29 protein-coding genes are annotated in these 26,789 nt (G+C 71.8%); 22 read left to right on the forward strand and 7 right to left on the reverse strand.

What is annotated here, in order from left to right; all coding sequences use genetic code 11:
- Nucleotides 1-93 precede the first annotated feature (93 nt).
- The 5 genes from ACIQD6_RS00905 (at nt 94) to ACIQD6_RS00925 (ending at nt 5,404) form a co-directional block, all read left to right on the forward strand.
- Entirely contained in the window at nt 94-1,554 is a 1,461-nt protein-coding gene (locus tag ACIQD6_RS00905; RefSeq protein WP_401876752.1) for an NAD(P)H-hydrate dehydratase, read from the forward strand.
- Nucleotides 1,555-1,678: 124 nt separating this feature from the next.
- Nucleotides 1,679-2,842 (forward strand): alanine racemase, encoded by a 1,164-nt coding sequence (alr, locus tag ACIQD6_RS00910; RefSeq protein WP_401876753.1) that lies wholly within the window; start codon nt 1,679-1,681, stop codon nt 2,840-2,842.
- Nucleotides 2,843-3,039: 197 nt separating this feature from the next.
- On the forward strand, nt 3,040-4,329 hold the full coding sequence (locus ACIQD6_RS00915) for an alpha/beta fold hydrolase (protein ID WP_401878012.1): 1,290 nt from the start codon (nt 3,040-3,042) through the stop codon (nt 4,327-4,329).
- Nucleotides 4,301-4,885, forward strand: a complete 585-nt coding sequence (gene tsaE, locus ACIQD6_RS00920) for a tRNA (adenosine(37)-N6)-threonylcarbamoyltransferase complex ATPase subunit type 1 TsaE (RefSeq protein ID WP_401876754.1) — start codon at nt 4,301-4,303, stop codon at nt 4,883-4,885. Before ACIQD6_RS00915 ends, tsaE begins: the two co-directional genes overlap by 29 nt.
- 270 nt (nt 4,886-5,155) lie before the next feature.
- Complete coding sequence (locus ACIQD6_RS00925; protein ID WP_401876756.1) at nt 5,156-5,404, forward strand: hypothetical protein; 249 nt, start codon at nt 5,156-5,158, stop codon at nt 5,402-5,404.
- 90 nt (nt 5,405-5,494) lie between these two features.
- Here ACIQD6_RS00925 and ACIQD6_RS00930 read toward each other — a convergent pair whose 3' ends face one another.
- Nucleotides 5,495-6,061: a hypothetical protein gene (locus tag ACIQD6_RS00930; RefSeq protein WP_401876757.1), complete on the reverse strand. Its 567-nt coding sequence runs from the start codon at nt 6,059-6,061 to the stop codon at nt 5,495-5,497.
- A 103-nt stretch (nt 6,062-6,164) separates the two neighbouring features.
- On the opposite strand from ACIQD6_RS00930, the gene tsaB reads away from it, so the two are divergent.
- Genes tsaB through ACIQD6_RS00950 form a run of 4 tightly spaced genes read left to right on the forward strand, consistent with a single transcriptional unit; the run spans nt 6,165 to nt 8,850 of the window.
- The gene (tsaB, locus tag ACIQD6_RS00935; protein ID WP_401876759.1) at nt 6,165-6,818 is read left to right on the forward strand and encodes a tRNA (adenosine(37)-N6)-threonylcarbamoyltransferase complex dimerization subunit type 1 TsaB; all 654 of its coding nucleotides are present in this window, start codon (nt 6,165-6,167) and stop codon (nt 6,816-6,818) included.
- A gap of 53 nt (nt 6,819-6,871) precedes the next feature.
- Nucleotides 6,872-7,462 carry a ribosomal protein S18-alanine N-acetyltransferase gene (gene rimI / locus ACIQD6_RS00940; RefSeq protein WP_401878015.1) on the forward strand — a complete coding sequence of 197 codons (591 nt, stop codon included), beginning with the start codon at nt 6,872-6,874 and terminating at the stop codon, nt 7,460-7,462.
- On the forward strand, nt 7,455-8,582 hold the full coding sequence (gene tsaD / locus ACIQD6_RS00945; RefSeq protein ID WP_401876761.1) for a tRNA (adenosine(37)-N6)-threonylcarbamoyltransferase complex transferase subunit TsaD: 1,128 nt from the start codon (nt 7,455-7,457) through the stop codon (nt 8,580-8,582). The genes rimI and tsaD overlap by 8 nt, the downstream gene beginning before the upstream one ends.
- 7 nt (nt 8,583-8,589) lie before the next feature.
- Nucleotides 8,590-8,850 (forward strand): hypothetical protein, encoded by a 261-nt coding sequence (locus ACIQD6_RS00950; RefSeq protein ID WP_401876762.1) that lies wholly within the window; start codon nt 8,590-8,592, stop codon nt 8,848-8,850.
- 45 nt (nt 8,851-8,895) lie between these two features.
- On the opposite strand, the gene ACIQD6_RS00955 is transcribed toward ACIQD6_RS00950, so the two are convergent.
- Nucleotides 8,896-9,672 carry an SDR family NAD(P)-dependent oxidoreductase gene (locus tag ACIQD6_RS00955; RefSeq protein ID WP_401876764.1) on the reverse strand — a complete coding sequence of 259 codons (777 nt, stop codon included), beginning with the start codon at nt 9,670-9,672 and terminating at the stop codon, nt 8,896-8,898.
- A gap of 51 nt (nt 9,673-9,723) precedes the next feature.
- Nucleotides 9,724-10,674, reverse strand: coding sequence for an SDR family NAD(P)-dependent oxidoreductase (locus ACIQD6_RS00960; RefSeq protein ID WP_401876766.1), 951 nt, complete (start codon nt 10,672-10,674; stop codon nt 9,724-9,726).
- A gap of 280 nt (nt 10,675-10,954) precedes the next feature.
- Here ACIQD6_RS00960 and ACIQD6_RS00965 point away from each other — a divergent pair, with 280 nt between their 5' ends.
- A complete protein-coding gene (locus ACIQD6_RS00965; protein ID WP_401876768.1) occupies nt 10,955-11,536 on the forward strand; it encodes a TetR/AcrR family transcriptional regulator in 582 nt (193 codons plus the stop codon).
- A gap of 197 nt (nt 11,537-11,733) precedes the next feature.
- Here ACIQD6_RS00965 and ACIQD6_RS00970 read toward each other — a convergent pair whose 3' ends face one another.
- Nucleotides 11,734-13,017, reverse strand: a complete 1,284-nt coding sequence (locus ACIQD6_RS00970) for a cytochrome P450 (RefSeq protein ID WP_401876769.1) — start codon at nt 13,015-13,017, stop codon at nt 11,734-11,736.
- Between the two features lie 115 nt (nt 13,018-13,132).
- On the opposite strand from ACIQD6_RS00970, the gene ACIQD6_RS00975 reads away from it, so the two are divergent.
- The 3 genes from ACIQD6_RS00975 to ACIQD6_RS00985 all read left to right on the forward strand — a co-directional run bounded on the left by ACIQD6_RS00975 (nt 13,133) and on the right by ACIQD6_RS00985 (nt 15,810).
- Nucleotides 13,133-13,759 (forward strand): TetR/AcrR family transcriptional regulator, encoded by a 627-nt coding sequence (locus ACIQD6_RS00975; RefSeq protein ID WP_401876771.1) that lies wholly within the window; start codon nt 13,133-13,135, stop codon nt 13,757-13,759.
- 184 nt (nt 13,760-13,943) lie between these two features.
- Nucleotides 13,944-14,297 carry a YciI family protein gene (locus tag ACIQD6_RS00980; RefSeq protein ID WP_401876773.1) on the forward strand — a complete coding sequence of 118 codons (354 nt, stop codon included), beginning with the start codon at nt 13,944-13,946 and terminating at the stop codon, nt 14,295-14,297.
- A 217-nt stretch (nt 14,298-14,514) separates the two neighbouring features.
- Nucleotides 14,515-15,810 carry an RNA polymerase sigma factor gene (locus ACIQD6_RS00985; RefSeq protein WP_401878016.1) on the forward strand — a complete coding sequence of 432 codons (1,296 nt, stop codon included), beginning with the start codon at nt 14,515-14,517 and terminating at the stop codon, nt 15,808-15,810.
- Nucleotides 15,811-15,823: 13 nt separating this feature from the next.
- Here the strand turns inward: ACIQD6_RS00985 and ACIQD6_RS00990 are convergent, their stop codons facing one another.
- Both ACIQD6_RS00990 and ACIQD6_RS00995 read right to left on the reverse strand, forming a co-directional pair.
- Nucleotides 15,824-16,348, reverse strand: a complete 525-nt coding sequence (locus ACIQD6_RS00990; protein WP_401876775.1) for a potassium channel family protein — start codon at nt 16,346-16,348, stop codon at nt 15,824-15,826.
- 202 nt (nt 16,349-16,550) lie between these two features.
- Nucleotides 16,551-17,408, reverse strand: coding sequence for a helix-turn-helix transcriptional regulator (locus ACIQD6_RS00995; protein WP_401876777.1), 858 nt, complete (start codon nt 17,406-17,408; stop codon nt 16,551-16,553).
- A gap of 146 nt (nt 17,409-17,554) precedes the next feature.
- On the opposite strand from ACIQD6_RS00995, the gene ACIQD6_RS01000 reads away from it, so the two are divergent.
- The 5 genes from ACIQD6_RS01000 to ACIQD6_RS01020 all read left to right on the forward strand — a co-directional run bounded on the left by ACIQD6_RS01000 (nt 17,555) and on the right by ACIQD6_RS01020 (nt 20,961).
- Nucleotides 17,555-17,995, forward strand: a complete 441-nt coding sequence (locus tag ACIQD6_RS01000; protein ID WP_401876779.1) for an aldo/keto reductase — start codon at nt 17,555-17,557, stop codon at nt 17,993-17,995.
- 188 nt (nt 17,996-18,183) lie between these two features.
- Complete coding sequence (locus ACIQD6_RS01005) at nt 18,184-18,945, forward strand: SDR family NAD(P)-dependent oxidoreductase (RefSeq protein WP_401876780.1); 762 nt, start codon at nt 18,184-18,186, stop codon at nt 18,943-18,945.
- A gap of 125 nt (nt 18,946-19,070) precedes the next feature.
- Nucleotides 19,071-19,709 (forward strand): hypothetical protein, encoded by a 639-nt coding sequence (locus tag ACIQD6_RS01010; RefSeq protein ID WP_401876782.1) that lies wholly within the window; start codon nt 19,071-19,073, stop codon nt 19,707-19,709.
- Nucleotides 19,710-19,789: 80 nt separating this feature from the next.
- Entirely contained in the window at nt 19,790-20,524 is a 735-nt protein-coding gene (locus ACIQD6_RS01015) for a hypothetical protein (RefSeq protein WP_401876783.1), read from the forward strand.
- 71 nt (nt 20,525-20,595) lie between these two features.
- On the forward strand, nt 20,596-20,961 hold the full coding sequence (locus ACIQD6_RS01020; RefSeq protein ID WP_401876785.1) for a hypothetical protein: 366 nt from the start codon (nt 20,596-20,598) through the stop codon (nt 20,959-20,961).
- A 255-nt stretch (nt 20,962-21,216) separates the two neighbouring features.
- Here ACIQD6_RS01020 and ACIQD6_RS01025 read toward each other — a convergent pair whose 3' ends face one another.
- A complete protein-coding gene (locus tag ACIQD6_RS01025; RefSeq protein WP_401878019.1) occupies nt 21,217-22,626 on the reverse strand; it encodes an SAM-dependent methyltransferase in 1,410 nt (469 codons plus the stop codon).
- Nucleotides 22,627-22,708: 82 nt separating this feature from the next.
- On the opposite strand from ACIQD6_RS01025, the gene ACIQD6_RS01030 reads away from it, so the two are divergent.
- The 4 genes from ACIQD6_RS01030 to groL all read left to right on the forward strand — a co-directional run bounded on the left by ACIQD6_RS01030 (nt 22,709) and on the right by groL (nt 26,595).
- A complete protein-coding gene (locus ACIQD6_RS01030; RefSeq protein WP_401876787.1) occupies nt 22,709-23,776 on the forward strand; it encodes a polysaccharide deacetylase family protein in 1,068 nt (355 codons plus the stop codon).
- The gene (locus tag ACIQD6_RS01035) at nt 23,773-24,165 is read left to right on the forward strand and encodes a hypothetical protein (RefSeq protein WP_401876789.1); all 393 of its coding nucleotides are present in this window, start codon (nt 23,773-23,775) and stop codon (nt 24,163-24,165) included. The genes ACIQD6_RS01030 and ACIQD6_RS01035 overlap by 4 nt, the downstream gene beginning before the upstream one ends.
- A 328-nt stretch (nt 24,166-24,493) precedes the next feature.
- Nucleotides 24,494-24,802, forward strand: a complete 309-nt coding sequence (groES, locus tag ACIQD6_RS01040; RefSeq protein WP_023539274.1) for a co-chaperone GroES — start codon at nt 24,494-24,496, stop codon at nt 24,800-24,802.
- 167 nt (nt 24,803-24,969) lie between these two features.
- Complete coding sequence (groL, locus tag ACIQD6_RS01045; protein WP_401876791.1) at nt 24,970-26,595, forward strand: chaperonin GroEL; 1,626 nt, start codon at nt 24,970-24,972, stop codon at nt 26,593-26,595.
- Nucleotides 26,596-26,789 lie beyond the last annotated feature (194 nt).

Genomic DNA, 26,789 nt, shown 5'->3' on the forward strand with positions numbered 1-26,789 from the left:
AGCAGGGGCAGACAACAGGGGCAGACAGGTGGAGCACTTCCGGACGGGCCGCTTCCGACCGGACGGAGGGCTTCCGGGCGGAGGGTTGACCGAGTGCGACGTGCGTACAGCGTGGAGACGGTGAGGAACGCCGAGCGGGAGCTGATGGCACGGCTGCCGGAGGGCGCGCTGATGGCGCGCGCGGCCGCGGGGCTCGCCGCGACCTGCGCCGATGTGCTGCGGGACCAGCTGGGACGGGTGTACGGGGCGCGGGTCGTCCTGCTCGTCGGCAGCGGGGACAACGGCGGCGACGCCCTGTACGCCGGGGCCCGGCTGGCCCGCCGGGCCGCGAAGGTCTCGGCGGTGCTGCTCGCGCCCGACCGTACGCACGCCGGCGGGCTGGCCGCGCTGCTCGGCGCGGGCGGGCGGATCGTCGACGACCCCTTCGACGTACTGGCCGCCGCCGATCTGGTGATGGACGGCATCACCGGCATCGGCGGGCACGGCGGGCTGCGTCCCGACGCGGTGCCGGTGGTGCGCGCGGCGCGGGGATCGGGTGCGGTGGTCGTGGCCGTCGACCTGCCGAGCGGGGTGGAGGCGGACACCGGGGCGGTCGCGGGGGAGGCGGTGCGCGCGGACGCGACGGTCACGTTCGGTACGTACAAGCCGGGGCTGCTGATCGACCCGGCGCACGAACACGCGGGCGCGGTACGGCTGGTGGACATCGGCCTCGGCCCGTACCTGCCGTCCGTACCCGACCTGGAGGTGCTCCAGCACGAGGACGTGGCGCGGCTGCTGCCGATGCCGACGGGGGAGAGTGACAAGTACCGGCGGGGTGTCATCGGTGTCGTCGCCGGATCCGCGCGCTATCCGGGTGCGGCGGTGCTCGCCGTGGCGGGCGCGCTGCGCGGCGGTGCGGGCGCGGTGCGGTACGTGGGCCCCGGAGCCGACGCGGTGATCGCGCGTTTCCCGGAGACGCTGGTGCACGAGGGGCCGCCGTCGAAGGCGGGCCGCGTCCAGGCGTGGGCGATCGGTCCCGGCCTGGGCGAGGGGCCCGAGGTGGGCGAGGGACACGGGGTGGCGGAGGTACTGGCCTCGGATGTCCCGGTCCTGGTGGACGCGGACGGCCTGCGGCTGCTGGACACGGCGACGGTACGGAGCCGTACGGCACCGACCCTGCTCACCCCGCACGCGGGCGAGGCGGCGGCGCTGCTGGGCGTCCCGCGGCGACAGGTGGAGTCGGCCAGGCTGGCGGCCGTACGGAAACTGGCGGCGCGCTACGGCGCGACGGTGCTGCTCAAGGGCTCGACCACGTTGATCGCGTCCCCGGACGCGAGCGCCCCCGTCCGGGTGAACGCGACCGGCACCCCCTGGCTGGCCACGGCAGGCAGCGGCGACATCCTCACGGGCCTCGCGGGCTCCCTCCTGGCCTCGGGTCTCTCGCCGCTCGACGCGGCCTCGGTGGCGGCCTACCTGCACGGCCTGGCGGCCCGGCTGGCCTCGCGGGGCGCTCCGGTGTCGGCGCTGGACGTGGCGGAGAGGCTGCCGGAGGCGTGGCGGAACGTACGGGATTGACTGAGCGCGCGGGCTCTTCTCCGTACTCCACGGGGGGCCGCCATGCGGAGAACCTGTACGGGACCGACCGCCCGGCACCCGCCGCGACACCGGCCCCGGGGGCCGCTCTGAGACACTGGGCGCGATGACCGGAACGACGCAGACATCGGCGAGCCTCAGGGCACGGGCCGAAGTCGATCTCGATGCCCTGCGGGGCAATGTGCGTGCCCTGCGCGCACGCGTGGGGCCCGACACCGCCCTGATGGGGGTCGTGAAGTCCGACGCGTACGGGCACGGCATGCTGCCCGTCGCCCGCGCCGCTCAGGAGGCAGGGGCCACCTGGCTGGGCACCGCCACCCCGCACGAGGCACTCGCCCTGCGGGCCGGGGGCATCCGGGGCCGCGTGATGTGCTGGCTGTGGACGCCCGGCGACCCGTGGCGCGAAGGCATCGAGGCCGACCTCGACATGTCCGTCAGCGCGATGTGGGCACTGCGCGAGGTGACCGCCGCCGCGCGCGAGGCCGGGCGCCCCGCCCGGATCCAGCTCAAGGCCGACACCGGCCTCGGCCGGAACGGCTGCCAGCCCGCCGACTGGCCCGGACTCGTCACCGCCGCGCTCGCCGCCCAGGCCGCCGGCGAGGTGAAGGTCACCGGCCTCTGGTCGCACTTCGCGTGCGCCGACGAGCCCGGCCACCCCTCCATCACCGCCCAACTCGACGTGTTCCACCAGATGGTGGCGTACGCCGAGAAGGAGGGCGTCGAGCCCGAGGTCCGGCACATCGCCAACTCGGCGGCCACGCTCACCGTCCCCGAGTCGTCCTTCGATCTCGTACGGACCGGCATCGCCATGTACGGCTTCTCGCCCAGCCCCGAACTCGGCACCTCCCAGGACTTCGGCCTGCGGCCCGCCATGACGCTCTCCGCGTCCGTGGCCCTGGTCAAACAGGTCCCCGGGGGGCACGGGGTCAGCTACGGCCACCACTACCTCACGCCCGCGGAGACCACCCTCGGTCTCGTCCCCCTCGGCTACGCCGACGGCATCCCCCGCCACGCCTCGGGCCGCGGCCCCGTGCAGGTCGGCGGGGTCCGGCGGCGGGTGGCCGGGCGGGTCGCGATGGACCAGTTCGTGGTCGACCTGGACGGCGACACGCCCGAACCGGGCGCGAGGGCCGTCCTCTTCGGCCCCGGCGACCGGGGCGAACCGACCGCCGACGACTGGGCCGAGGCCGCGGGCACGATCGTGTACGAGATCGTCACACGCATCGGTTCGCGCGTCCCCCGCGTCCATCTCCATGAGCGGTCAGCGTGATCCCCCGTGTTCATCTCCACGAGCGGTCAGCGTGATCTCTTCCGGGTGAAGCCCGGCACGGTGGGGAAGAGGCAAGCCAGAACGACGAGGAGCGCACGGTGAGCGAGAACAGCGCGGCGGGGGACGCGGCGGCCCAGGCGGCCGTCACGGTGGCCAGGGCCACGGGCGCGTCCGGGGGCAGGTCCATAGGCGGTTCGATCGGCGGACTCCTCAGCGGGGTCACAGGCGGGTCCGCGGGCGGAGCCACGGGCAATTGGCGCAAGGCAGGCGTCGCCGGCGCCGCGATAGGCGTGATAGCCGCCGGGGCGGCCGCCGGTGTCGCGATCGAGAGGCTGACCGTCGGCCGTGGCATGCGCAGGAGGGCACGGCTCGCGCTCGACGCCTCGGGACCGTACGGCACGCTGCGCGGCCGGCCGGGCAAGGCGCTCGCGGACGACGGTACGGAGCTGTACTACGAGGTCGACGAGATCGAGCCGGAGGGCGGGGGAGCGGCGGCCACGGGTACGGGTGCCGGGGCGGGCTCGGGCTCCGGGGCCGGTTCCGGGGGTGCTCCGAGTCCTCGGCGGCGGCGACTGTTCGGCCGTAGGACCCCCGCGCCCGTCACCGTCGTCTTCAGCCATGGCTACTGCCTCAACCAGGACGCCTGGCACTTCCAGCGCGCCGCCCTGCGCGGACTGGTCCGTACCGTCCACTGGGACCAGCGCAGCCACGGCCGTTCCGCTCGCGGGGTCGCGCAGCAGGGTCCCGACGCCGTCGCGGTCAGCATCGACCAGCTCGGCCGCGACCTGAAGGCCGTCATCGACGCGGCCGCGCCCGAGGGACCGCTGGTGCTGGTCGGTCACTCCATGGGCGGCATGACGATGATGGCCCTGGCCGACCAGTATCCGGAACTGGTGCGGGACCGGGTCGTGGGCGTCGCCCTCGTCGGTACGTCGAGCGGAAAGCTCGGCGAGGTCAACTACGGGCTCCCGGTCGCGGGCGTGAACGCGGTACGCCGGGTCCTCCCCGGTGTCCTCAAGGCGCTCGGCTCGCAGGCCGAACTGGTCGAGCGCGGCCGGCGGGCCACCGCCGATCTCTTCGCGGGGCTGATCAAGCGGTACTCGTTCAGCTCGAAGGACGTGGACCCCGCGGTCGTACGGTTCGCCGAGCGGCTCATCGAGAGCACCCCGATCGATGTGGTCGCGGAGTTCTACCCGGCCTTCGTCGACCACGACAAGGCGCATGCGCTCCCGGTCTTCCTGGAGGTCCCGGCGCTCGTCCTGGCCGGGGAGAGCGATCTGGTGACCCCCAGCTCGCACAGCGAGGCCATCGGTGATCTGCTGCCGGACGCGGAGCTGGTACTGGTCCCGGACGCCGGGCATCTGGTGATGCTGGAGCGTCCCGAGGCCGTCACGGACCGGCTGGCGGACCTGCTGGCGCGGGTCGGCGCGGTGCCGGCAGCGGCTAACGTTGGAACGCATGGAAGCACCGCACAGCCCGGCGCCTGACGCCGCCGATCTCCCGATCGCCCCCCTTGCCCCCGCTGTCTCCGACGACCCCTCCGGCTCGGCTCTGGTCGTCACCGTCGGTTCTCCCGAGCGGATGCGGGAGCTGGGCCGCAGGCTCGCGGCCCTGCTGCGCCCCGGCGACCTGGTGATGCTCACCGGCGAGCTCGGCGCGGGCAAGACGACTCTGACGCGCGGTCTCGGCGAGGGCCTCGGCGTCCGCGGCGCCGTCACGTCCCCCACCTTCGTGATCGCCCGCGTACACCCGTCCCTGGTCGGCGGCCCGGCGCTGGTCCATGTCGACGCGTACCGGCTCGGCGGGGGACTGGACGAGATGGAGGACCTCGATCTCGATGTCTCGCTGCCGGACTCCGTGGTGGTCGTGGAGTGGGGCGACGGCAAGGTCGAGGAGCTGTCGGACGACCGGCTGCACGTGGTCATCCACCGGGTCGTGGGGGCCGTGGACGCCGATACGGACGACGACGACCGGCGCACCGTCACGCTGACCGGGCTCGGCGGGCGCTGGGCGGATGCCGATCTGGTGTCGCTGACGGACTGAGCTGACGGACCGACCTGACGGGCTGAGCTGGCCGATGGAGCTGACGGGACGGAGTTGGCCGACTGAGCTGATGGACGGAGCTGAAGGGACGAGCTGACCGACCGGCCGAGCCGCCCCTGCCGGGCGTCGCACATCCGGTCGACTGTTCCGTACATTCCGACAAGGTGTCGGCAAAATGTTGCGCATGCCGTGCCGCACGTGGTCACATGGTACTGAGACCTGGTTAGGTCTACCTAACCACGCCTGCCCCCGGAGCCTCAGGAGGCATCCATGTCGGCACCAGAGCGCGAAGCGCGCCCGCAGTTCCCCTCGGCCACGTCACTGGCGCCGCTGCCGTTGCCGTCGCCCTCGTCGGTGTCCATGAGCGATCTGCTGGCGTCCTGTGCGGCGGCCTCAGCCGTGTCCACACCGCCGAACGAGCCCTCGGCGACGGAGATCGCGGAGGGCTCGGGGGCTACGGAACGTCCGGAGGGCGTGGCGGACGCGGAGCGTGAGGTGGGGCGGCGCGACGCCGCCTGATCCGGCACGTACGGCCGAGGCCGTACTGCCGGCCGTACGACCACGCAGTCGTACGACTTCGGGATACCGCGACCTACGGGGCGACCCGACCTACGGGACGACCACGACCGTCGAACCGACCGTCGCGAACGTCCACATCGCGTTCCCGTCCCCCACCTTCATCCTGACCCCGCCCGTCTTCAGCGTGGGGTCGGGGCTGGTCAGCGTGCCGTCCACGGCGGCGCTGAAGCCGATCACCACGCCGTCGACCGTGGTGAACCGTACGACGTGCTCGATCCGTACCCCGTCCGAACCCGTGACCGACCCGGACCGTGAGGTGACCGAGAACGCACCGGGGGCGGGGCTGACCGTGCTCGGCATGACCGCGAAGGTCCGGGTCACCTTCTCCTTCGCGTCCACCAGCCACACACGCTTGGCGGCCAGCGCGTAGACGACTCGTTCACCCTTGCCCGACGCCTCCGGAAGGGCGGTCGGGTTTTTCTTCGGCTTCTGCGCGGGCGAGCCGGCGGATCCGGAGGAGTGGGAGCCGCTCGGTGAGCCGTTGGGCTTTCCGAGGGTCTCGGGGACGTTCGCCGATGCCTGGTAGGCGAGGAAACCGACCACGGCGACAGCCGCTACGGTGAGCCCGGCCACGATTCCCGAGCTGCTCCTGGACACCTTGATCCACCTCTCGTACGTATGACTCCGTGGTGACGTTAGCAGCAGCTGTGTGACGGGACGGGGCGCCGTGCCCCGGGCCCGGGAGCCGTAGGCTGTTTGCGTGCTTCTGCTCGCCGTTGATACCGCCACGCCCGCCGTCACCGTCGCCCTCCACGACGGCACCTCCGTCCTGGCCGCGGAGAGTCAGGTCGACGCCCGCCGCCACGGGGAGCTGCTGCTGCCCGCCGTCGACCGGGTCCTCGACCGGGCGGGACTGAAACTGGACGCCGTGACGGAGGTGGTCGTCGGCGTGGGGCCGGGGCCCTACACCGGACTGCGCGTGGGGCTGGTGACGGCGCTGACATTCGGCTCGGCGCTCGGCGTGCCGGTGCGGGGACTGTGCACGCTGGACGGGCTCGCGTACGCGTCGGGGCTGGAGGAGCCGTTCGTGGTGGCCACGGACGCGCGCCGCAAGGAGGTCTACTGGGCGCGGTACGCCGATGCCCGTACGCGCCTGACCGAACCGGCCGTCGACCGTCCCGCCGACATCACCGGGCGGGTCGCGGGACTGCCCGCCGTCGGCGCGGGCGCGCTGCTCTACCCGGACTGCTTCCCGGACGCGCGCGGCCCCGAGCACCAGTCCGCCGCCGCGCTCGCGTCCCTCGCGGCCGAGAGGCTGGACGCGGGTGGGGAGTTCCTGCCGACGGTGCCCCTCTACCTGCGCCGCCCGGACGCGCAGGTGCCCAAGAACTACAAGGTGGTCACGCCGAAGTGACCGTTCCTTCCGTTCCTCCCGTTCCATCCGTTTCTGCCGTCGTGCTGCGCGAGATGCGCTGGTGGGACATCGAGCCGGTGCTCGCGCTCGAACACGAACTCTTCCCCGAGGACGCCTGGTCACCGGGCATGTTCTGGTCGGAGCTGGCGCACGCGCGCGGTCCGAGGGCCACGCGCCACTATGTCGTCGCGGAGGACACGAGCCGCCGGATCGTCGGCTACGCGGGTCTCGCGGCGGCCGGCGGGCTCGGTGACGTACAGACCATCGCCGCCGCCCGCGAACAGTGGGGCACCGGACTGGGGTCCCGCCTCCTCACCGATCTGCTCCAGCACGCCACCGCCGCCGAATGCGAAGAGGTGCTGCTGGAGGTACGGGTCGACAACACCCGGGCGCAGCGGCTGTACGAGCGGTTCGGCTTCGAGCCCATCGGTTTCCGCCGGGGGTACTACCAGCCGGGCAATGTCGATGCCCTCGTCATGCGCCTGCACGTACAGGGATTTCGCGCACAGAACCAACAGGAGCGGGAGCTTCCTCCCGAGCAGGAGCATCCCGAGGGGCGGCTCCACGGGCGGGAACCCCAAGTACAGGGCGCTGAGCCCCAGCATGCCGCCGAGCCCCAGCAAGGAACTGAGACCCATGGCTGACGAACCTCTCGTTCTCGGTATCGAGACCTCCTGCGACGAGACGGGCGTCGGCGTCGTCCGAGGAACGACCCTGCTCGCCGACGCCATCGCGTCGAGCGTGGACGAGCACGCGCGCTTCGGCGGTGTGGTGCCGGAGGTCGCGTCCCGCGCGCATCTGGAGGCCATGGTGCCGACGATCGAGCGTGCGCTGCGAGAGGCGGGCGTGTCCGCCCGCGACCTCGACGGGATCGCCGTGACGGCCGGCCCCGGCCTCGCGGGCGCGCTGCTGGTGGGCGTCTCGGCGGCGAAGTCGTACGCGTACGCCCTGGGCAAGCCGCTGTACGGCGTGAACCACCTGGCCTCCCACATCTGCGTCGACCAGCTCGAACACGGCCGGCTGCCCGAGCCGACGATGGCGCTGCTGGTCAGCGGCGGGCACTCGTCGCTGCTGCTCGCGCCGGACATCACGTCCGACGTACGGCCGATGGGGGCGACGATCGACGACGCGGCGGGCGAGGCGTTCGACAAGATCGCGCGCGTGCTGCACCTGGGCTTCCCGGGCGGCCCGGTGATCGACCGGCTGGCCAGGGAGGGCGACCCGGCCGCGATCACCTTCCCGCGCGGGCTGACCGGGCCGCGTGACGCGCCGTACGACTTCTCCTTCTCCGGCCTGAAGACGGCGGTGGCCCGCTGGATCGAGGCGAAGCGGAACGCGGGCGAGGAGGTGCCGGTGCGTGATGTGGCGGCCTCGTTCCAGGAGGCGGTGGTCGACGTGCTGACGCGAAAGGCCGTCCGCGCCTGCAAGGACCAGGGCGTGGACCACCTGATGATCGGCGGCGGGGTCGCGGCGAACTCACGGCTGCGCGCGCTCGCGCAGGAGCGCTGCGAACGGGCGGGCATCCGGCTGCGGGTGCCGCGCCCGGGGCTGTGCACGGACAACGGCGCGATGGTGGCGGCCCTGGGCGCGGAGATGGTGGCGCGCAACCGTCCGGCGTCGGACTGGGAGCTGTCGGCCGACTCCTCGCTGCCGGTGACGGAACCGCACGTACCGGGCACCGCGCACGACCACGACCACGACCACGCGCAGGGCCATGACCACGACCACGTCCACGAGCTGGCGAAGGACAACCTGTATTCATGAGGCAGACATGACGCTCGCGCTGATGTGGGAGGCCAAGGCCGCGCCCGGCCGGGGCGGGGAACTGCTGGAGTGGGCGCGGTCGATGTCCCTGGAGCTGCCCTGCGCCCCGCTGCGCCGTGAACTGCTCCGCGCTCCCCAGGACCGCGTCCTGGTCATCACGTGGTGGGACGGTCCGTACGACGCCGATGTCCCCGAACTGCCGGACCCGGCACCGGACTTGATCGCCCGCCCGGCACATCGCTGGCGCTTCGAGTCCGTCGAGGCGTGAGCGGGCCGGGCGGGCCGAGGGGGAGACGGCCCCCGCCGCTGTGATTCAGAACTGGCGGGGCATGCGGTATCCGGCGTCCAGGCGCGGGCTGGAGGCGTTGGCGTAGCCGTTCTCCACCAGGTGGGCGGCGAACGCGGCGAACTCGTCGGGCCTGCCCAGGCGCAGCGGGCCGGCGAAGTGCTGGAGCTGCTGGGCGACGGCCGCCTCGTCGGTGACGTCTCCGGCACTCGGTGTGTCGAAGCCGCCGGCCACGATGGTGTTGACCCGGATGCCGCGCCCGGCGAACTCGCGGGCGGCGGGGAGCGTCATGCCCACGATCGCGGCCTTGGTCGCCGAGTATCCGACCATGCCGACGGTGCCGCCCTCGGCGGCGGCCGACGAGGTGTTGATGATGACCCCTCGCTCGCCGTCGTCGTCGGGCTCGTTGCCGAGCATGGCCGCGGCGGCCTGGCTCATGACATTGAAGGTGCCCACGACGTTCGTGGCGAACATCCGGGTGAAGGCGGCCGGGTCGGTGGGCTTTCCGTCGGGCGTGGTCAGCGGAATCATGTCGATGTAGCCCGCGGTGTTGACGTCGATGTCGATCCTGCCGAACCGGTCGAGGGTCGCCCGGACCGCGGCGGCCACCTGGTCGGGGTCGGCGACGTCGGCCCCGAGCCCGATGGCGTTGTCGCCGATGTCGGCGGCGAGCTTCTCGGCGAGCTCACGGCGGCGTCCGAGGAGGGCGACGTTCGCTCCGCGCTCGGCGAAGTGGCGGGCCACTCCCAGGCCGAGACCGGACGTGGCGCCCGCGATCAGAGCTGTCTTCCCTTGGATGTTCATGGCAGTGAGGGTTCCTTTCGGGAGCGGGGTGTCTGGGGCGTCCGGGGTGTCTTACGCGCGGAGCATCTTGGTGCCGAGGTCCCACAGCCGGGCCGCGTCGCCCGCGTCGAGTGCGTGGGGGAGCACACCGGTGGTCGCGGAGGGGTCGAGGTCAGGATTGACCACGGCCTCGTTGCAGTCCTCGAAGTAGCGGCCGGTGACGCCGTCGAGCAGCGGGGACGCGGCCACCAGTACCGAGGTGGCGGCGCCCTCCTCGACGGTCTTCCACTTGAAGTCGGCGAAGGCCGCCTCGATCTCCGGCGTCATGTTGCCCTCCTGGTGGCGCTGGAGGCCGGTGCGGATGCCACCGGGCATGACGGCGTTGGCGGTGATGCCGTCGTCGGCCCAGCGCGCGGCCGCCCCCACGGCCAGCAGCGAGTTGGCGGTCTTGGCCTGGCCGTAGGCGGTCCACTCCTCGTAGGGGCGGCGCTCGAAGTTGACGTCGTCGAAGGCGACCGGGGAGAAGACGTGGCCGATGGAGGTGAGGGAGACGACGCGCGCGCCGCCCGCCGAGGCGAGCGCCTCGTGGAGGCCGAGGGCCAGATTGAAGTGCCCGAGGTAGTTGGTGGCGAACTGCAGCTCCCAGCCCTCGGGGGTGCGCTGCAGCTCGGGCAGCGCCATGATCCCCGCGTTGTTGACCAGGATGTGCAGCGGGCCCTGCCAGGCGTCGGTGAACGACGTGACCGAGGCCTGGTCGGCCAGCTGAAGCGGTGCGGCGGTCACCTTGGGGTTGCCGGTCTTGGCCGTGATCTCCGCGGCCACGCGGCGGCCGGCCTCGACGTTGCGGACGGCGAGGGTGACGTCGGCTCCGGCGCCGGCCAGGGCGCGGGCCGTCTCCACGCCGATTCCTGAGGTGGCACCGGTGACAATGGCACGCTTGCCGGCCAGGTCGACTCCCTGGACGACCTCGCTCGCGGTGCTGTGGAAGCCGAAGGGCGTGGTGAAGCGCTGGTCGTTGTTCATGGGGGTGTCTCCGTTCGTGTCGGCGTTTCCCGCGGAGGCGTTGTGCGGGCCACTGTCGCGGGCGCCGTATCGTTATCCGGAATCCGTTCCGGTAAGGCGAAGTTATCCGGAATGGATTCCGGATGCAAGCGGGGCGTTGGCATGTCCGCAGCTTGAAGTCCGGGTGTGGGGCGGTGTATCCCGTACTGCGAGGGCTCGGCCGTGCGGCCCCCGAGCAGGGCCTGAGGGTCCCGATTCGGGCGTACCCTGCAAATGGAATGGATTCCGCTTCTTAGGGGTGATGGTGACCGGAACCGGGGCGACGCAGCGCAGACCGCGCGCGGACGGGCAGCGCAACCGCGTCCGCATCCTGGAAGTGGCGCTGCATCTGTTCGTGGAGCGGGGGCCGGACGTCCCCTTCACCGAGATCGCCAAGCAGGCCGGCGTCGGGGTCGGCACCGTCTACCGCCACTTCCCGGCACGCGAAGACCTCATCGAGGCGGCCTACCGCTCGGAACTGGATGCCGTGTGCGCCGCCGCCGCGGAACTGCTGGAGCAGGCACCGCCCCAGGAGGCCCTGCGGATCTGGATGGACCGGTTCGTCGACTACTGGGCCACCAAGATCGGCCTGACGGAGGCCATCGAAGCCGTCGTGGCCGCGGGCGGTGACCCCTTCGCGCAGAGCCGCGGGCGGGTCGACGAAGCCGTCGGCACGCTGCTGGCGGCAACCGTGGCGGCGGGGGCCACGCGTCCCGACGTCGAACCGGACGATGTGGTGGTGTCCCTCAGCGGTATCGCCATGGTCGCGGCCGTGATCGACGACCGTGATCAGGTGCGCCGGGTGCTCGACCTCTTTTACGAGGGAATCCGCGCCCGCCCCTGAATGGCTGTGCGTGAGGACCGGCACGGTTCACCGATCCTCGCCGCCGCCGGCGTCGCCCTCGTCCGGGCCGGGCGCGTCCGGGCACGCGAAGGCCGCAGCCCGTCGCGTGGGACGGGCTGCGGCGAAGCGTTCGCCGAACCCTGGCGGAGCGGCTGTTTCCTTGCTCCCCGGGGCCGGTTTCGTGCCGTACGGCTCGGCTACCAGCGCACCGGCAGCCGGTTCAGGCCGCGGAGGAGGCCGGGGCGCCAGTCGGGGGCCGCCGCTTCGTCGTCCAGGGTCAGGCCCGGGAAGCGCTCCAGCAGGGTGCGCAGTGCGATGGCGCCCTCCAGGCGGGCCAGGGGGGCGCCCAGGCAGTGGTGGATGCCGTGGCCGAAGGCGAGGTGGCCCCGGGAGACGGCCGGGTCGCGGTGGATGTCGAAGCGGTCCGGGTCGGCGAAGCGCTCGGGGTCCCGGTTGGCCGCCGCGATCGAGAACATGACGGGCTCGCCCGCGGCGATCCGGGTGTCGCCGAGGGTGACGGGTTCGGCGGTGTGACGGTACGAAGTGGCCTGTACGGGCGGCTCGTACCGCAGCGTCTCCTCGATCGCGCCGTCCAGCAGCGTCCAGTCGGCGCGCAGCGCGGCGAGCTGGTCGGGGTGGCGCAGCAGGTGGTGGACGGCGCTGGAGATCAGGTGCGCGGTGGTCTCGTGCCCGGCTACCAGCAGCACGAAGGCCATGCCGAGCAGTTCCTCCGTGTCCAGGCCCTCGCCGTCCTCGCCGTCGGTGGAGTGGATCACCGCGTGCAGCAGATCGCTCTCCGCGGCCCCGGCCGGGAGCGCGCGTTTCTCCTCGATGAGGCCGAGGAAGTACGCGGCCATCTCCTGGTTGGCCCGCTGCGCGGCGTCCGGGGCGGTCGGATCGACGACCGCCGCCGACCAGGCCCGGAACGGCTCCCGGTCTGCCGCCGGGACGCCCAGCAGCTCGCAGATGACCGTGACCGGCAGCGGGAAGCCGTACGCGTCGACGAGATCGGCGCGGCCGTCGCCCTCGACGGCGTCGAGCAGTCCGTCGGCGATCTCCTGGACGCGGGGGCGCAGCGCCTGTACCCGGCGCGCGGTGAACTCCCGGGCCACCAGGCGGCGCAGCCGGGTGTGGTCGGGCGGGTCGACCTGGAGCATGTTGCGGCCCACGGCGTGGCCGCCGTCGCTCTTCCAGGAGGAGGAGTGGCGGATGTCGTTGCGCAGCCGCGCGGTGTCGTTGAGGGCGGCACGGGACGTGGTGCCGTCAGTGACGAGCCACTGCGGCGCGCCGAGGGGGAGGCGTACGGGATGGACGGCGCCGGCGTCACGCAACCGCGCGTAACGGGGGTACGGGTCGGCGGTGAAGCCGGGCCAGTCGCCCAGGGCGAGGTCCTCGGCGCCGGAGTCCTCGGCGCGTACCCCGTCATCGGTGGGGTCGGTGAGGGCGGCGGTGTCGGTCGGGTCAGTCGGGTCAGTGGGCATGGTGGCTCCCGGGTCCGAAAACCTTAAGTGGGGAAAGCTCCCCGTTTATCGGTTCCGACGATAACAGGAAGTGGGGAGTGCTCCACGTTTGGGTGTCCCGGGGTACGGTACGGCCGTGAGACAGGACGCGCAGCGCAACCGGGAGCGGGTGATCGCCGCCGCCCGCGCGGTCTACGCCGAGCAGGGCGTGGAGGCTCCGCTCGACGTGATCGCCCGCAGGGCCGAGGTCGGCAACGCCACGCTCTACCGGCGCTTCCCCGACCGCGCCGCGCTGATCGAGGCCGTCTTCGGCGAAGGGCTCGCCGCGACCATCGAGGCCGGGGAGCGCGCCCGGCAGGCGGCGGACCCGTGGGCGGGGCTGACGGCCTATCTGGAGCGGACCTTCGCCGGGCTGGCCACGAATCGAGGGGTCACGGACCTGATGACGACGGCCATGCCGGGCGTCCCCACGCTGGAGGCGCTGCACATCCACAACGCCGCGACGATCGACGCCCTGCTGGCGCGGTGCCGCCGGGGCGGCACCGTACGCGACGACGTGTCGGTCGAGGACGTGCTGTTCGCGCTGGCGGCGCTGGGCCGTGCCGTACCGGCGGCGGAGACGGCCGCGTCCGGGTCCTGGCGGCGGCTGCTCGCGCTCTTCCTGGACGGCCTGCGCGCGGAGGGGGCCCGCCCGTTGCCGGGCGAGCCCCTCACCTCGGACGGTCTGAGCACGGCGCTGGGCGAGCTCCACGGCCCCGGCTGACCGGATCCCAGGGGCAGGGCCAGGGATCCCCCGGTGAGCCGGGACCGTGGCCACGCCCCGGTGTCCTTCGCGGCAGTCCGGGGATCTTCGAAAGATTTTCCGGCGTGTGTCGATCCGGGCGTCTCCCGTTCGACGTAAGAGGTGAGAGGCGGGAAACGGCCCGCCCCCTGCCCGAGGAGTCACCATGCCGCGCTATCTCTCCATGATCCGTATCGACGAGGCCACCGCACCCGCGAGTGGCCCCAGCCCCGAGCTCCAGCAGCGCATGGGGGTGCTGCTGGAGGAGATCACCAAGGCCGGGGTCATGCTCGACACCGCCGGTCTGACGCCGACCTCCGACGGGGTGCGGGTCCGTCTGGACGGCGGGAAGCTCACCGTCACCGACGGGCCGTTCACCGAGTCCAAGGAGGTCATCGGCGGGTACGCGCTCATTCAGGCGAAGGACAAGGCCGAGGCCGTCGAATGGGCGCGGCGCTTCGTGGAGGTGCACGAGGGCGAGTTCGACATCACCTGCGAGGTCCGGCAGATCGCGGAGTAACTCGCGCTGCGATGGTTCGCCGCGCCCCCGTCCGGTGGGTGTGCTCTGATGGGTGCCCGTGAGGGCCAGACGGGCAGACGGACCGGACGGGCGGGCCGCGGCGGAGCGCGCGGACCGCATCGGCGGCGTTGACGGCGTCGACCGTGCCGACGGCGTCGACCGTGCCGACGGCGTCGACCGTGCCGACGGCGTCGACCGTGCCGACGGCGCGGATCACATGAACGGCGCGGACGACGCGGACCGTGCGGATCGCGCGGACCGTGCGGACCGCGCCGTGGAAGCCGTCTTCAGGATCGAGTCCGTGAAGATCATCGCGGCGGTCGCACGCATCGTCCGCGACATCGGCATCGCCGAGGAGATCGCGCAGGACGCACTCGTCGCGGCGCTGGAGCGGTGGCCGGAGTCGGGCGTCCCCGAGAAGCCGGGAGCCTGGCTCATGGCCACGGCCAAGCACCGCGCCATCGACCTCGTACGCCGCCGGGAGACGTACGCGCGCAAGCTCGCAGAGGTCGGACGCACCCTGGAGGACGTCCCGGCGCCCGACAGCGCCGGTATCGAGGCCGCCGAGGCGGACACCATCGACGACGATCTCCTCCGCCTCATCTTCACCGCCTGCCACCCGGTCCTCTCCACCGAGGCCCGTATCGCCCTCACCCTCCGGCTGCTCGGCGGGCTCACCACCGACGAGATCGCCCGCGCCTTCCTCGCACCCGAGGCGACCGTCGCCCAGCGCATCGTGCGCGCCAAGCGGAGTCTCGCCAGGGCGGGTGTGCCGTTCGAGGTGCCGTACGGAGCGGAACGGGCCGAGCGCCTCTCCTCGGTCCTGGAGGTCGTCTACCTGATCTTCAACGAGGGGTACTCCGCCACCGCGGGCGACGACCTGCTCCGCCCCGGCCTCTGCGAGGACGCCCTCCGGCTCGCGCGCGTACTCAGCGGGCTGATGGACGGGGAACCCGAAGCGCACGCCCTGGCCGCCCTGTTGGAGCTCCAGGCCTCTCGCACGGCCGCCCGCACCGGGCCCGACGGGGAACCGGTGCTCCTCGCCGACCAGAACCGTTCCCGCTGGAACCAACTCCTCATCCACCGGGGCTTCGCCGCCCTCACCCGCGCCGGCGCGCTCGGCGGCCCGCCGGGTCCGTACGCCCTCCAGGCCGCCGTCGCGGCCTACCACGCCCGCGCGGCCACCTACGAGGAGACCGACTGGGCCGCGATCGCCGCGCTGTACGCACAGCTCGCCGCGCTCAGGCCCTCCCCGGTGGTCGAACTCAACCGTGCCGTCGCCGTGTCGATGGCCGAGGGACCGGCGGCCGGACTGGCACTCGTGGACGCGCTGGCCGACGAGCCCGCGCTCAAGACGTACCACCTGCTGCCGAGCGTGCGCGGCGACCTGCTGCACCGGCTGGGGCGTACGGACGAGGCACGGGCGGAGTTCGTACGGGCGGCGGGCCTGACCCGCAACGAACGCGAACGCGCGCTGCTCCGGGAGCGCGCGGACCGGATCGGACAGTCCTGAGCCCCGGGGCCCGTCAGCTGTCCTTCGGAGCCGGGGCCGGGTCCGTGTCCGCAGGCCCGCCCGGCGGCCTCAGCAGATGTTCGATGTGGTCGAAGCGGCTGTGGAGGGCGCGCATCTCGTCGGAGACGTCCGCCTCTCCCTTTCGCCCGACGTGTTCGAAGGCCACGGCCAGTTGACGCACATCGCGGGCGGCCCCGCCGACGAACCAGGTGGCGATGGACGCCGTGACAATGCTGAACACCGCGATCCCGACGAGCATCACCACCGACGCGATGACGCGCCCCGGTGCGGTCACGGGGTAGAGGTCCCCGTATCCGACCGTGGTGGCGGTCTCGATGGACCACCACAGGGCGAGAGGGAAGGACGTGATGGTCGCGCGGGGTGCCGACGCCTCGAACGGGACGATGATCCAGGAGCCGACCAGGAGAACCAGTACGACGGCCAGCGTGGCCCACACGGCGGCCCTCACATGGAGCCGCTGCCAGCGCGCGTTGCCGAGCAGCCGTTTCAGCAGGTACGCAAGGGACAGCGGCGGCATGGGGCTACCTCGCTCGGGAGCGGCATCAGGTCGGACGGTTTGGACGGGTCGGGCGGGCCGGGCGGGCCGGTGACTCGACTGCCTCGAAGCTACGCGCGGCCCGGCGGTTGACGGCGTCTGACACACAGCCGCTCGCCCATCGCCGTACGCCCGTTGCCCGTCGCTGTACGTCCGTTGCCCGTCGACGTACGTGCGCGTGGCCTCACGCCAGAGAGTCCAGCGGAGTCGATGCCAGGGAGCCGAGCAGGCGCAGGGATTCGGCCGACGGGGAGTTCGGTTCGACGGTGAAGAGGTTGACCATCTGGTCGGGGTCTTCGGGGAAGACGAGCGTCTCGCCGTGGAACACCATGGCGCCGACGTCCGGGTGGTGGAAGTGCTTGACGCAGTGCGTGGCGAAGTGCACGTCGTACCCCGCCCACCAGCGGCGGAAGTCGGCGTCCCGGACGGACAACTCGCCGATCAGTTCGGCCAGTCGGGGATCGTGCGGGAAGCGTCCGCTGTAGCGGCGCAGATTCGCGACGCTGTCCGCCGCCATCGACTCCCACTCCTCGAAGCGTTCGCGCGCGGTGGGGTCCAGGAAGACGTAGCGGGCGAAGTTGCGTTCGCGGGCGGGCAGCGCGTCGAAATCGGTGAGTACGGCGTGGGCCAGCCGGTTGGAGGCGAGGATGTCCATCCGGTGGCCGATGACGAACATCGGTAGGTGGTCGAGGCTCGCCAGCAGGTTGACCAGTCCGGGCCGCATGCGCTGCGTGGCCGGTTGCCGGCGCCGGGACCGGGCGCGGGGCGGGCGGGCCAGGTCGAAGAGGTGGTCGCGTTCGACCGGACTCAGGCGCAGGGCGTGGGCGACGGCGTCCAGGACGCTGTCGGAGGTGTTGAGGTTACGGCCCTGCTCCAGGCGCGCGTAGTAGTCCGCGCTGACGCCCGCCAGGTGAGCCACTTCCTCGCGCCGCAGCCCGGGGACCCGGCGCGGCCCCGGATGAGGCTGTACGCCGGCCTGTTCGGGGGTGATCCGGGCACGCCGGGTACGGAGGAACTCCCGCAGTTCCCTGTTGTGCTCCATCCGTACGACTGTAGCCGGGCGGTACGTCCGTCGGCCCGTGCAAGGTAGGTCTGCCGGACCTGGGTGGATCAGGGCGCGGCTGGGCTGGTGCGGGGTGTGACGTGCGGTGGTTGTGTAGGCGCTCCGACACCCTGAGGAAGACGGCGATGACCCACCTCCCCACGATCACTCTCGGCGACGGACTCGCCGTCAGCGCGCTCGGCTACGGAGCGATGGGCCTGTCCGACGTCTACGGCCCCGCCGAGGAGCGCCAATCCCTGGCCACTCTGCGGCACGCCCTGGACCAGGGGGTGACGCTCATCGACACGGCAGACGTGTACGGCGCCGGAGGGAACGAGCGGCTCGTCGGACGGCTGCTGGCCGAACGCGGCACGGACAGGGCGGGCGTGACCGTGGCCGGCAAGTTCGGCATCGTCCTCGGCGGGTCCGGTACAGGCACGGACGGGACGGTCGACACCAGCGGGATGACGACGCGCGGTGACGGCTGCCGGTGGTGCCGATCCCGGGTACGCGGCGGGCCGTGCGTGTCGACGAGAACATCGGGTCGCCGGCGGTCACGCTCGACGCGGGGCAGCTCGGACTGCTGAGCGGGCTGGCGGACGCGGTGGTCGGCCGGCGCTCGGACAACGACGACCCGGACTGGGTGTCGGACACCCGCGAGGCCCGCGCGTAACGCACTACGCGCCTACGCACTACGCGCCTACGCACTACGCGGCTACGCACCACATACGACGTACGAGAAACAGTTGACGAAGATGAAGATGGAGAACGGCACATGAGTGGACGCCTGGACGGAACGGTCGCGCTGGTCACCGGCGCGAGCAGCGGTATCGGCGAGGCGGCGGCCCTCTCGCTCGCCGCCGAGGGCGCGGTGGTCGCGGTGGTGGCCCGGCGCAAGGACCGGCTCGACGATCTCGTGACCCGCGTCCAGGACGCGGGCGGCAGCGCACACGCCTTCGGCGTGGACATCACGGCGCCCGGCGAGGCGGAAGCGCTGATCGCCCAGGTCGTGGAGGCGCTCGGCAGGCTGGACACCGTCGTCAACAACGCGGGCGTGATGCTGCTCGGCCCCGCCCTGGACACCCCCTTCGAGGAGTGGCAGCGGATGGTCGACCTCAACCTGTCGGCGCTGCTGCGGGTCACCCACGCCGCGCTGCCGCACCTGGTCACAGCCGCCGACACCGGGCCGCGCGGGGTCGCCGACCTGGTGAACATCAGCTCGGTCGCCGGACGGACGGCCAGTGCCGGTGCGGCGGTCTACAACCTGACGAAGTTCGGAGTCACCGCGATGAGCGAGGCACTGCGTCAGGAGCTCACGGGCCGGCACGTACGGGTGAGCGCGGTGGAGCCGGGAGCGGTGACCACCGAGCTGACGCAGCACCTCCGGGACGGGGTACGGGAGGGCGCCGAGGCCTGGTACGCCGGGATGGAGACCTTGCGGGCGGAGGACATCGCGGACGCGATCCACTACATCGTGACCCGCCCGCGCCGGATGGCGGTCAACGAGATGCTGATCCGGCCCACGGAACAGGTCTGAGGCCCACCGAACAGGTGAGGTGTCTGAGGTTCCGGGGTGAGGTAAGCGGTCCGTGGTCCTGGTCCGAAGTCCGGGGCCACGACCGCCTCGTGGGCCTGCCGACGTGGCCGGATAACCTCGTCCGCATGTCTCGCCGTGGTCCGCTCCCTCCGCCCCCGCCGCCCGTACACCTGCGCTCGTGGCCGGACCGTGGCGCGCTGCTCGCCGACCGGCACGGAGTACTCGCGGACCTGGGCCGGCGGAGCCTCGGGGCCGGTGCGCTGGCCCTGTTCTGGCTGCTGGTCGCGGGGGTGCAGTTGGGCTGGGCGCTGATCGGCGCCGCTCTGACCTCGGTCGGCGGCGGGTTCGATCCCATCGGCGCCGTCCTCGTCGCGGTACTCGCGACGCTCGGTCTCGGCGTCATGCTGGCCGCCGGGATCGTCCTCGGGATCCTGGTCCGCAGGCAGCGCGTGATGCGCGGCCTGATGGACCGGTGGGCGGAGCTGGAGAGCGACCCGGCGGGCGACGCGCGCTTCCGGATGGCGGGTCCGAGCCTGTGGTGGCTGCTCACGTCGTTCGCGGCGTGCGCGGTGGGCCTGTGGATCGCCCTGGTCGTGCCGGCCACGGCCAAGGCGGGCGAGGACACCTATATGGAGGTCGTGTACGGGATGGGCGCGGGGACCATCCTCTGGATCGCCGGGCTGCTCGGCGGGGCGCGGGCGGTGGAGCACTACCGGTGGGCGGTGCGGCTGGTCGTACCGTCGCGGGGCGTTTCCGCGAAGTAGCGCCGTCCGCCCGAAGGGCGCGGCCACCGCCGTACCACCCCACCGGACCGGTGCTCGTGCCCACCGCTAATCTCTGCCCAATGATCAGCCGCGCGCCGCTGCCGCCCTCTCCACCGCCGGAGGAACTCCGTTCCTGGCCCGACCACGAGGCACTGCTCGCCGACCGCGCCGAGGCCATGGTGGGACTGACCCGGCGTGGGCTCGGGTTCGGCCGGCTGCTGGCCCTCTGGCTGACGGGCCTGGTCGCCGTGGTCGGCTGGGCGGCGGCCGGACTGGCGATACAGAGCTTCGAGCAGGGCGGCCTCGGTTATCTGACCGGGCTGGTGACGCTGGCCCTCGCGGCGGTCCTCCTGACGCCGGCGGGGGTGGGAATCGGTTTCTGGCTGAGCCGGGGCCGTACCGTACGGCAGCGGCTCGACGAATGGGCGGAGCTGGGGGCGGAGCCGGGACAGGGCCTGGCTCCCGGCACCACGATCGGCGTACGGGTCCGAGCGCATGGACGGTGCGTGATCTGGCTGCTGCCGTCCGTACTGCTGTGTGTGGTGGCCGTGTGGTCGATGTTCCAGGCGGTGACGGGGGCCGGACCCGGATCCGGGGTCGGGCCCGCATCCGGAGCCGGACCGGACGCCGGGGCGGGGCCCGGGGCCTGGCTCGGCTCGGCGACCGTGGGTGAGATGGCGTACGCGCTGGGCTGGATGGCCACCTTCCTGGCGACCGGTGTGCTGGGCATCGTCCAGGCGGTCCGGCATCAGCACTGGTCAGAACGGTTGCTGAGCCCGGTCCCGGTCCGCAGGGGCGGGGGCGCTCATCGCTGAGGACATATCTGCCGCCTCCGTCCTATCCTGAAGAGGGAACGCGTGCGCCATTCAGGTGTAAGGGGCGGCGGATGGAATGGCTTTGGTGGATTTTCATCTTCTTCATCGTGGGCGGCTTCAGCTGGATGGTCGACACGGGCCGGACCGCACTGCGGACGCGTCACGAGCGGAGAATCGAGCGCTTCAAACTGGCGGAGAAGGAGCGGCTCGCCCTTGAGGAGGCCCACAAGCCTCCGGAGGCGGTCTGCGGCTGCTCGCACCACTTGGCGAAGCACGACCGGCGGGGCAAGTGCCACGAGGACGTGGAGACGCCGACGGCGTGGGACGAGAACAAGAAGCCGCTGCGGTACGAACTCCGGCAGTGCAACTGCCAGCAGTACGTCGGACCGCAGCCGCTGTCGCAGATCTACGCGGATGAGCTGACGGACCTGGACTGACAGACGGAGCGACGGACAGACGGACAGACGGAGCGGAGACAACCGACAGACGGAGCGGAGACAGAGGCGGAGGCGGCAGTCTGCCGGGCGCGTTCCCGCACGGTAGGAGGCGTGTGCCGGCTTCTCCCGGAATTCCCGCGAAGTCGCCTCCGTAATTCCGGTCCTGAGGAACTCTCCGATGAAATCCGGCTCTCCCCGAGATTCCTGGGCCCTGATCGCGGGTTCGAGGATCCTCAATTGACGTTGTGACGGGGGTTATACGGTGGCGGGGCGGCCGATCAGCATCGTCGGGGCCCCGGCGACCCGGGTGAGGAAGACGGTCGCCGCGTTCGGGCCCTTGAGCTTCACGCGGCGGCGCAGCTCTTCCGGTTCCACGGCGGAACCGCGTTTCTTCACCGTCAGCACACCGACCTCGCGTTCGCGCAGCAGGGCCTTCAACCTCTTCAGATTGAAGGGGAGTTCGTCGGTGATCTCGTAGGCGGTGGCGTACGGGGTGGGCCGCAGTTCGTCGGCCGTGATGTACGCGATCGTCTCGTCGATCAGCCCACCCGCCAGCTCTTCGGCGACCTCGGCGACCAGATGGGCGCGGATGACGGCGCCGTCCGGCTCGTACAGGAAGCGGCCGGTCCGGCGGACGGGCGGGTCGGGCAGGCCACGGCCGGCGAGGGTGGCGGCGGAGGGCAGGAGGGTGGCGCGGCGGATGCCGGGGACGACGGCATTCTCCGGATTGCGGGAGTCGTTCCGCAGGCCGTTTCGTGGGGTTTCCGCCCGGTCTCGGTCTCGGTCCCGGTCCCGGTCTCCGCCCTGGTCCCGGTCGTGCCAGAGGACGGCCTCTTTGACATCGCCGCCGTCCGAGATCCACTCGGCCTCGAAGTCGTCCGGGATCAGTTCGTGCGGAATGCCGGGCGCGATCTTGACCGCGCCCAGACCTGCCCGGCGTACGGCGTCGATCGCCCAGGACAGCGGCGGTGAGTACGCCTCCGGATCGAAGATCCTTCCTCGGCCGCCGCGCCGCGCGGGGTCGATGAACAGGGCCCGGGGGCCGGTGGCCTCGTCCTCCGCGCCCGGCTCCAGGTCGTACTCCCGTACGTCCGCGCAGGTCACGGTCATGGGCGGACTGTCAGGGGCCAGTGTCCGCACATTGGCCAGGGCGATCTCGCAGGTCAGCGGGTCGAGATCGACGGCAGATACGGCGAAACCCGCGCGGGCCAGCTCGATCGCGTCGCCGCCGATACCGCAGCAGAGGTCCGTGACGCTCACCGCCGTTCCCGCGTCCGTTCCCGCGTCCGTTCCTGAGCTCTTTCCTGCGCCCTGCCCGGAGTGAGGCCCGGAGTCCGGGCCCGGCGGGGTGGGGGCGATGGCGCGGAACCGGGCGGCCCGGTAGGCGGCGACGGTGCTGCGGGTGGCCTGCTCGACGCCGTTCGGCGTGAAGTACATGCGATACGCGTCCGCCGCGCCGAACTTCGCCACTCCGCGCTGCCGCAGTCGCGCCTGCGCCAGCGCCGCCGAGACCAGCTCGGCCGGGTGCTCGCGGCGTAGCCGGGTGGCGAGGGTGAGCTCGTGGGCCGGGTCGTGGTCACGCAGCTCGGCGAGGAGTGCCTGGCCCTCGGCGGAGAGCAGCGGTTCGAGGTGGGGGGAGGGGGAGCGGTCGGTCACCCGGCCCATTGTGGGCCAGCCGAGGGATGGTGCGCGTCGGACGGCGGTGTCGTCCGGGAGAGCGGGCTGTGCGCTGACAGGATGCGGCGCCATGCAACTAGTACGACAAAAGGAAGAAATGATGACAAAGGTGACGGTGCTGCGGGGCAGGCCCGGCCGTACCGTCCTGGCCGTACTGCTGGCCGCCGCCCTCGGCTCCGGGTGCGCTGCGGAGACGGGCGAACCGGCCGCGTCCGGGTCCGCGTCCGGGTCCGCTTCGGGGGCCACGTCCGGGTCCGCCGAACCCGCCAAGTCCGCAGCCGGACGGGAGGGGGAGGAGGGGCACGGGGGACAGCAGGGGCACCACGGGAAACACGGCAAGGAGGGGCATGGGGCGCCGGAGGCGCACAAGCCCGGCTCGGCCGGGGCCCGTGCCGCGTACGCCGAGGAAGTGCGCCGTACGCAGGCCGCACGCGCCGTCGCGGCCAAGAAGTGGGGGCTCACCGCCACACCTCTCGCCGCGCCCCCGCCCCCCGCCGTCAAGCCGGAGATCACCACGCGCGACGGCTTCGAGGTCGAGGGCGGCGAGGATCTGCCGCCGATCTTCACCACCGTCCCCGTCAAGGACAGGGTCGTCTTCCTGACGATCGACGACGGCTCGGAGAAGGACCCCGAACTGTTGCGGATGATGAGCGAGCTGAAGCTCCCGTACACCGCGTTCCTCAGCGACTACGTCATCAACGACAACTACGCCTACTTCAAGAAGATGCAGGACCGTGGCGTCACGCTCAACAATCACACCCTCAACCACCCCTACATGCCCGGCCTTTCGTACGACGAGCAGAAGCAGGAGATCTGCGGCCAGCAGGACAAGCTGCAGAAGCAGTACGGCAAGCGCCCCGTGCTCTTCCGTCCGCCGTACGGCAATTACAACGCCGACACGCTGCGCGCCGCGAAGGCGTGCGGCATCAAGGCCGCACCGATCTGGGCGTCCGAGGCATTCCCCGATCACATGGAGTGGCGTGAGTGGGACCGGGACATGCACCCGGGCGACATCATCCTCACGCACTTCCGGGGGCGCGAGGACTGGAAGGGCACCATGCCCGACATGATCCGGCAGGTGATGAAGGTGATCACGGACAAGGGTTACGCCGTGGCCAAGCTGGAGGACTACGTATGAGACCCGCGCACCGGCTGCTGGCCGGAGTGCTGGCAGCCGGTGCGTTCCTCACCGCCGGCTGCGCGCAGTCGGTGGACCCCATCGAACGGCTCGGCCGCAAGGCGGCGCAAGGAATGAGCCCCCACGCCCCTGCTTCGTCCCCACACGCCCCGGCCGCACCCCCTCACGAGCCGCTCCCGCCCGCGCACGCCCCGGTCCTGCGCGCCCCTGCCCCGGCCTCGGTCATGCCTTCGGTGGCGCCCCGGGGCAGGGCGGGCTCCGTGCGGCTCGCGGCGTCGGGGCCACCCGCCCGCACGGTCCGGCTGCCGCGCGGGGGACAGCCGCGCGAGGACTGTGACCGTCAGGAGCGCGATCGTCGGGAGCGCGGCCTCACGGAACGCTCCCCGTGAACCACGCGAAACCACGCGCGGGCCCTGCTCGCCGCTGGTGAGCGCCCCGCCCGCCCACGTACTCCCGTACGGAACCCTCGGCTCCCGCGTCGCGTTCCCGTAGCGAGAACGAACCGCCGCACCGGCATCGAAACGAGCCGCCACGCGGCGATAATTGGCACTCCGCTTGACCGAGTGCTAATCGCGGTCATAGTGTCAGGCCTGGCACTCCCCACTGGAGAGTGCCAAATGCGCGACTGGCAGATCCGGCACCCGCGACGACGGATCGACCTGGTCGCCACCCTGAGACAGTTAACCCCGTGAGATCTCCGAAGGGGGAGGTCGGATCGTGACGACCGCCAGCACCAAGGTTGCCATCAAGCCGCTCGAGGACCGCATTGTGGTCCAGCCGCTCGACGCCGAGCAGACCACGGCCTCTGGCCTGGTCATCCCGGACACCGCCAAGGAGAAGCCCCAGGAGGGCGTCGTCCTGGCTGTGGGCCCGGGCCGTTTCGAGAACGGCGAGCGGCTTCCGCTCGACGTTTCCGTCGGCGACGTCGTTCTGTACAGCAAGTACGGCGGCACTGAAGTCAAGTACAGCGGCGAGGAGTACCTCGTCCTCTCGGCTCGCGACGTGCTCGCGATCATCGAGAAGTAGGGCGGAATCCCGGGGCGCACCCCGGGACACTCCGCACCCATAGTTTGCTTTTGAACTGCGCCCCTGGCCCCCCTGCGACAGCCGGGCGGACAGGGGCGCAGTTCATTTGAGCGATCGCGACCGCCAGGTACGGCCGATGATCGCAACGAGAGGACACAGAAGCTCCCATGGCGAAGATCCTGAAGTTCGACGAGGACGCCCGTCGCGCCCTCGAGCGCGGCGTCAACAAGCTTGCCGACACGGTGAAGGTGACGATCGGCCCCAAGGGCCGCAACGTCGTCATCGACAAGAAGTTCGGCGCCCCGACCATCACCAACGACGGTGTCACGATCGCCCGCGAGGTCGAGATCGACGACCCGTACGAGAACCTGGGCGCCCAGCTGGTGAAGGAGGTGGCGACCAAGACCAACGACATCGCGGGTGACGGCACCACCACCGCCACCGTGCTGGCCCAGGCGCTGGTCCGCGAGGGCCTGCGCAACGTCGCCGCGGGTGCTTCCCCGGCCGCCCTGAAGAAGGGCATCGACGCCGCGGTCAAGGCCGTGTCCGAGGAACTCCTCGCGACCGCCCGCCCGATCGACGACAAGTCCGACATCGCCGCCGTGGCCGCGCTCTCCGCGCAGGACCAGCAGGTCGGCGAGCTCATCGCCGAGGCGATGGACAAGGTCGGCAAGGACGGTGTCATCACCGTCGAGGAGTCCAACACCTTCGGTCTGGAGCTGGACTTCACCGAGGGCATGGCCTTCGACAAGGGCTACCTGTCCCCGTACATGGTGTCCGACCAGGAGCGTATGGAGGCCGTCCTCGACGACCCGTACATCCTGATCCACCAGGGCAAGATCGGCTCCATCCAGGACCTGCTCCCGCTGCTGGAGAAGGTCATCCAGTCGGGTGGCTCCAAGCCGCTGCTGATCATCGCCGAGGACGTCGAGGGCGAGGCGCTCTCCACCCTCGTCGTCAACAAGATCCGTGGCACCTTCAACGCGGTCGCGGTGAAGGCCCCCGGCTTCGGTGACCGCCGCAAGGCCATGCTCGGCGACATCGCCACCCTCACGGGCGCGACCGTCATCGCCGAGGAGGTCGGCCTCAAGCTCGACCAGGCCGGTCTGGACGTGCTGGGCTCCGCCCGCCGCGTCACCATCACCAAGGACGACACGACCATCGTCGACGGCGGCGGCAACTCCGCCGACGTCACCGGCCGCGTCAACCAGATCAAGGCCGAGATCGAGTCCACGGACTCCGACTGGGACCGCGAGAAGCTCCAGGAGCGCCTCGCGAAGCTGGCCGGCGGCGTGTGCGTGATCCGGGTCGGCGCCGCCACCGAGGTGGAGCTGAAGGAGAAGAAGCACCGCCTGGAGGACGCCATCTCCGCGACCCGCGCCGCGGTCGAGGAGGGCATCGTCTCCGGTGGTGGCTCCGCTCTGGTGCACGCCGCCAAGGTGCTCGAGGGCAACCTCGGCAAGGAGGGCGACGAGGCCACCGGTGTCGCGGTCGTCCGCCGCGCCGTTGTCGAGCCGCTGCGCTGGATCGCCGAGAACGCCGGCCTCGAGGGCTACGTCATCACCTCGAAGGTGGCGGAGCAGGACAAGGGCCACGGCTTCAACGCCGCGACCGGCGAGTACGTCGACCTGGTGAAGGCCGGCGTCATCGACCCGGTCAAGGTCACGCGCTCCGCGCTGGAGAACGCCGCGTCCATCGCCTCGCTGCTGCTCACGACCGAGACCCTGGTCGTCGAGAAGCCGGCGGACGACGAGGCCGAGGCGGGTCACGGCGGCCACGGTCACAGCCACTGAGGCCTGACACCTGGCTCGCGCACAGCTCGCACAGCTGAACATCCGAGGCCCGGTACCCCCTTCGAGGGGGCGCCGGGCCTCGGTGTTCGCCACGCGTGACCGAGCGATGTACCGGCAGCCCTTGAGCAGGACGCCGCGAAAGGTCCGGGGCGCGACTTCCCGACGGAATCGACGGAACCGACACGACTGACGGA

This window comes from Streptomyces sp. NPDC088400 (genome assembly GCF_044753355.1).
GTDB lineage: Bacteria > Actinomycetota > Actinomycetes > Streptomycetales > Streptomycetaceae > Streptomyces.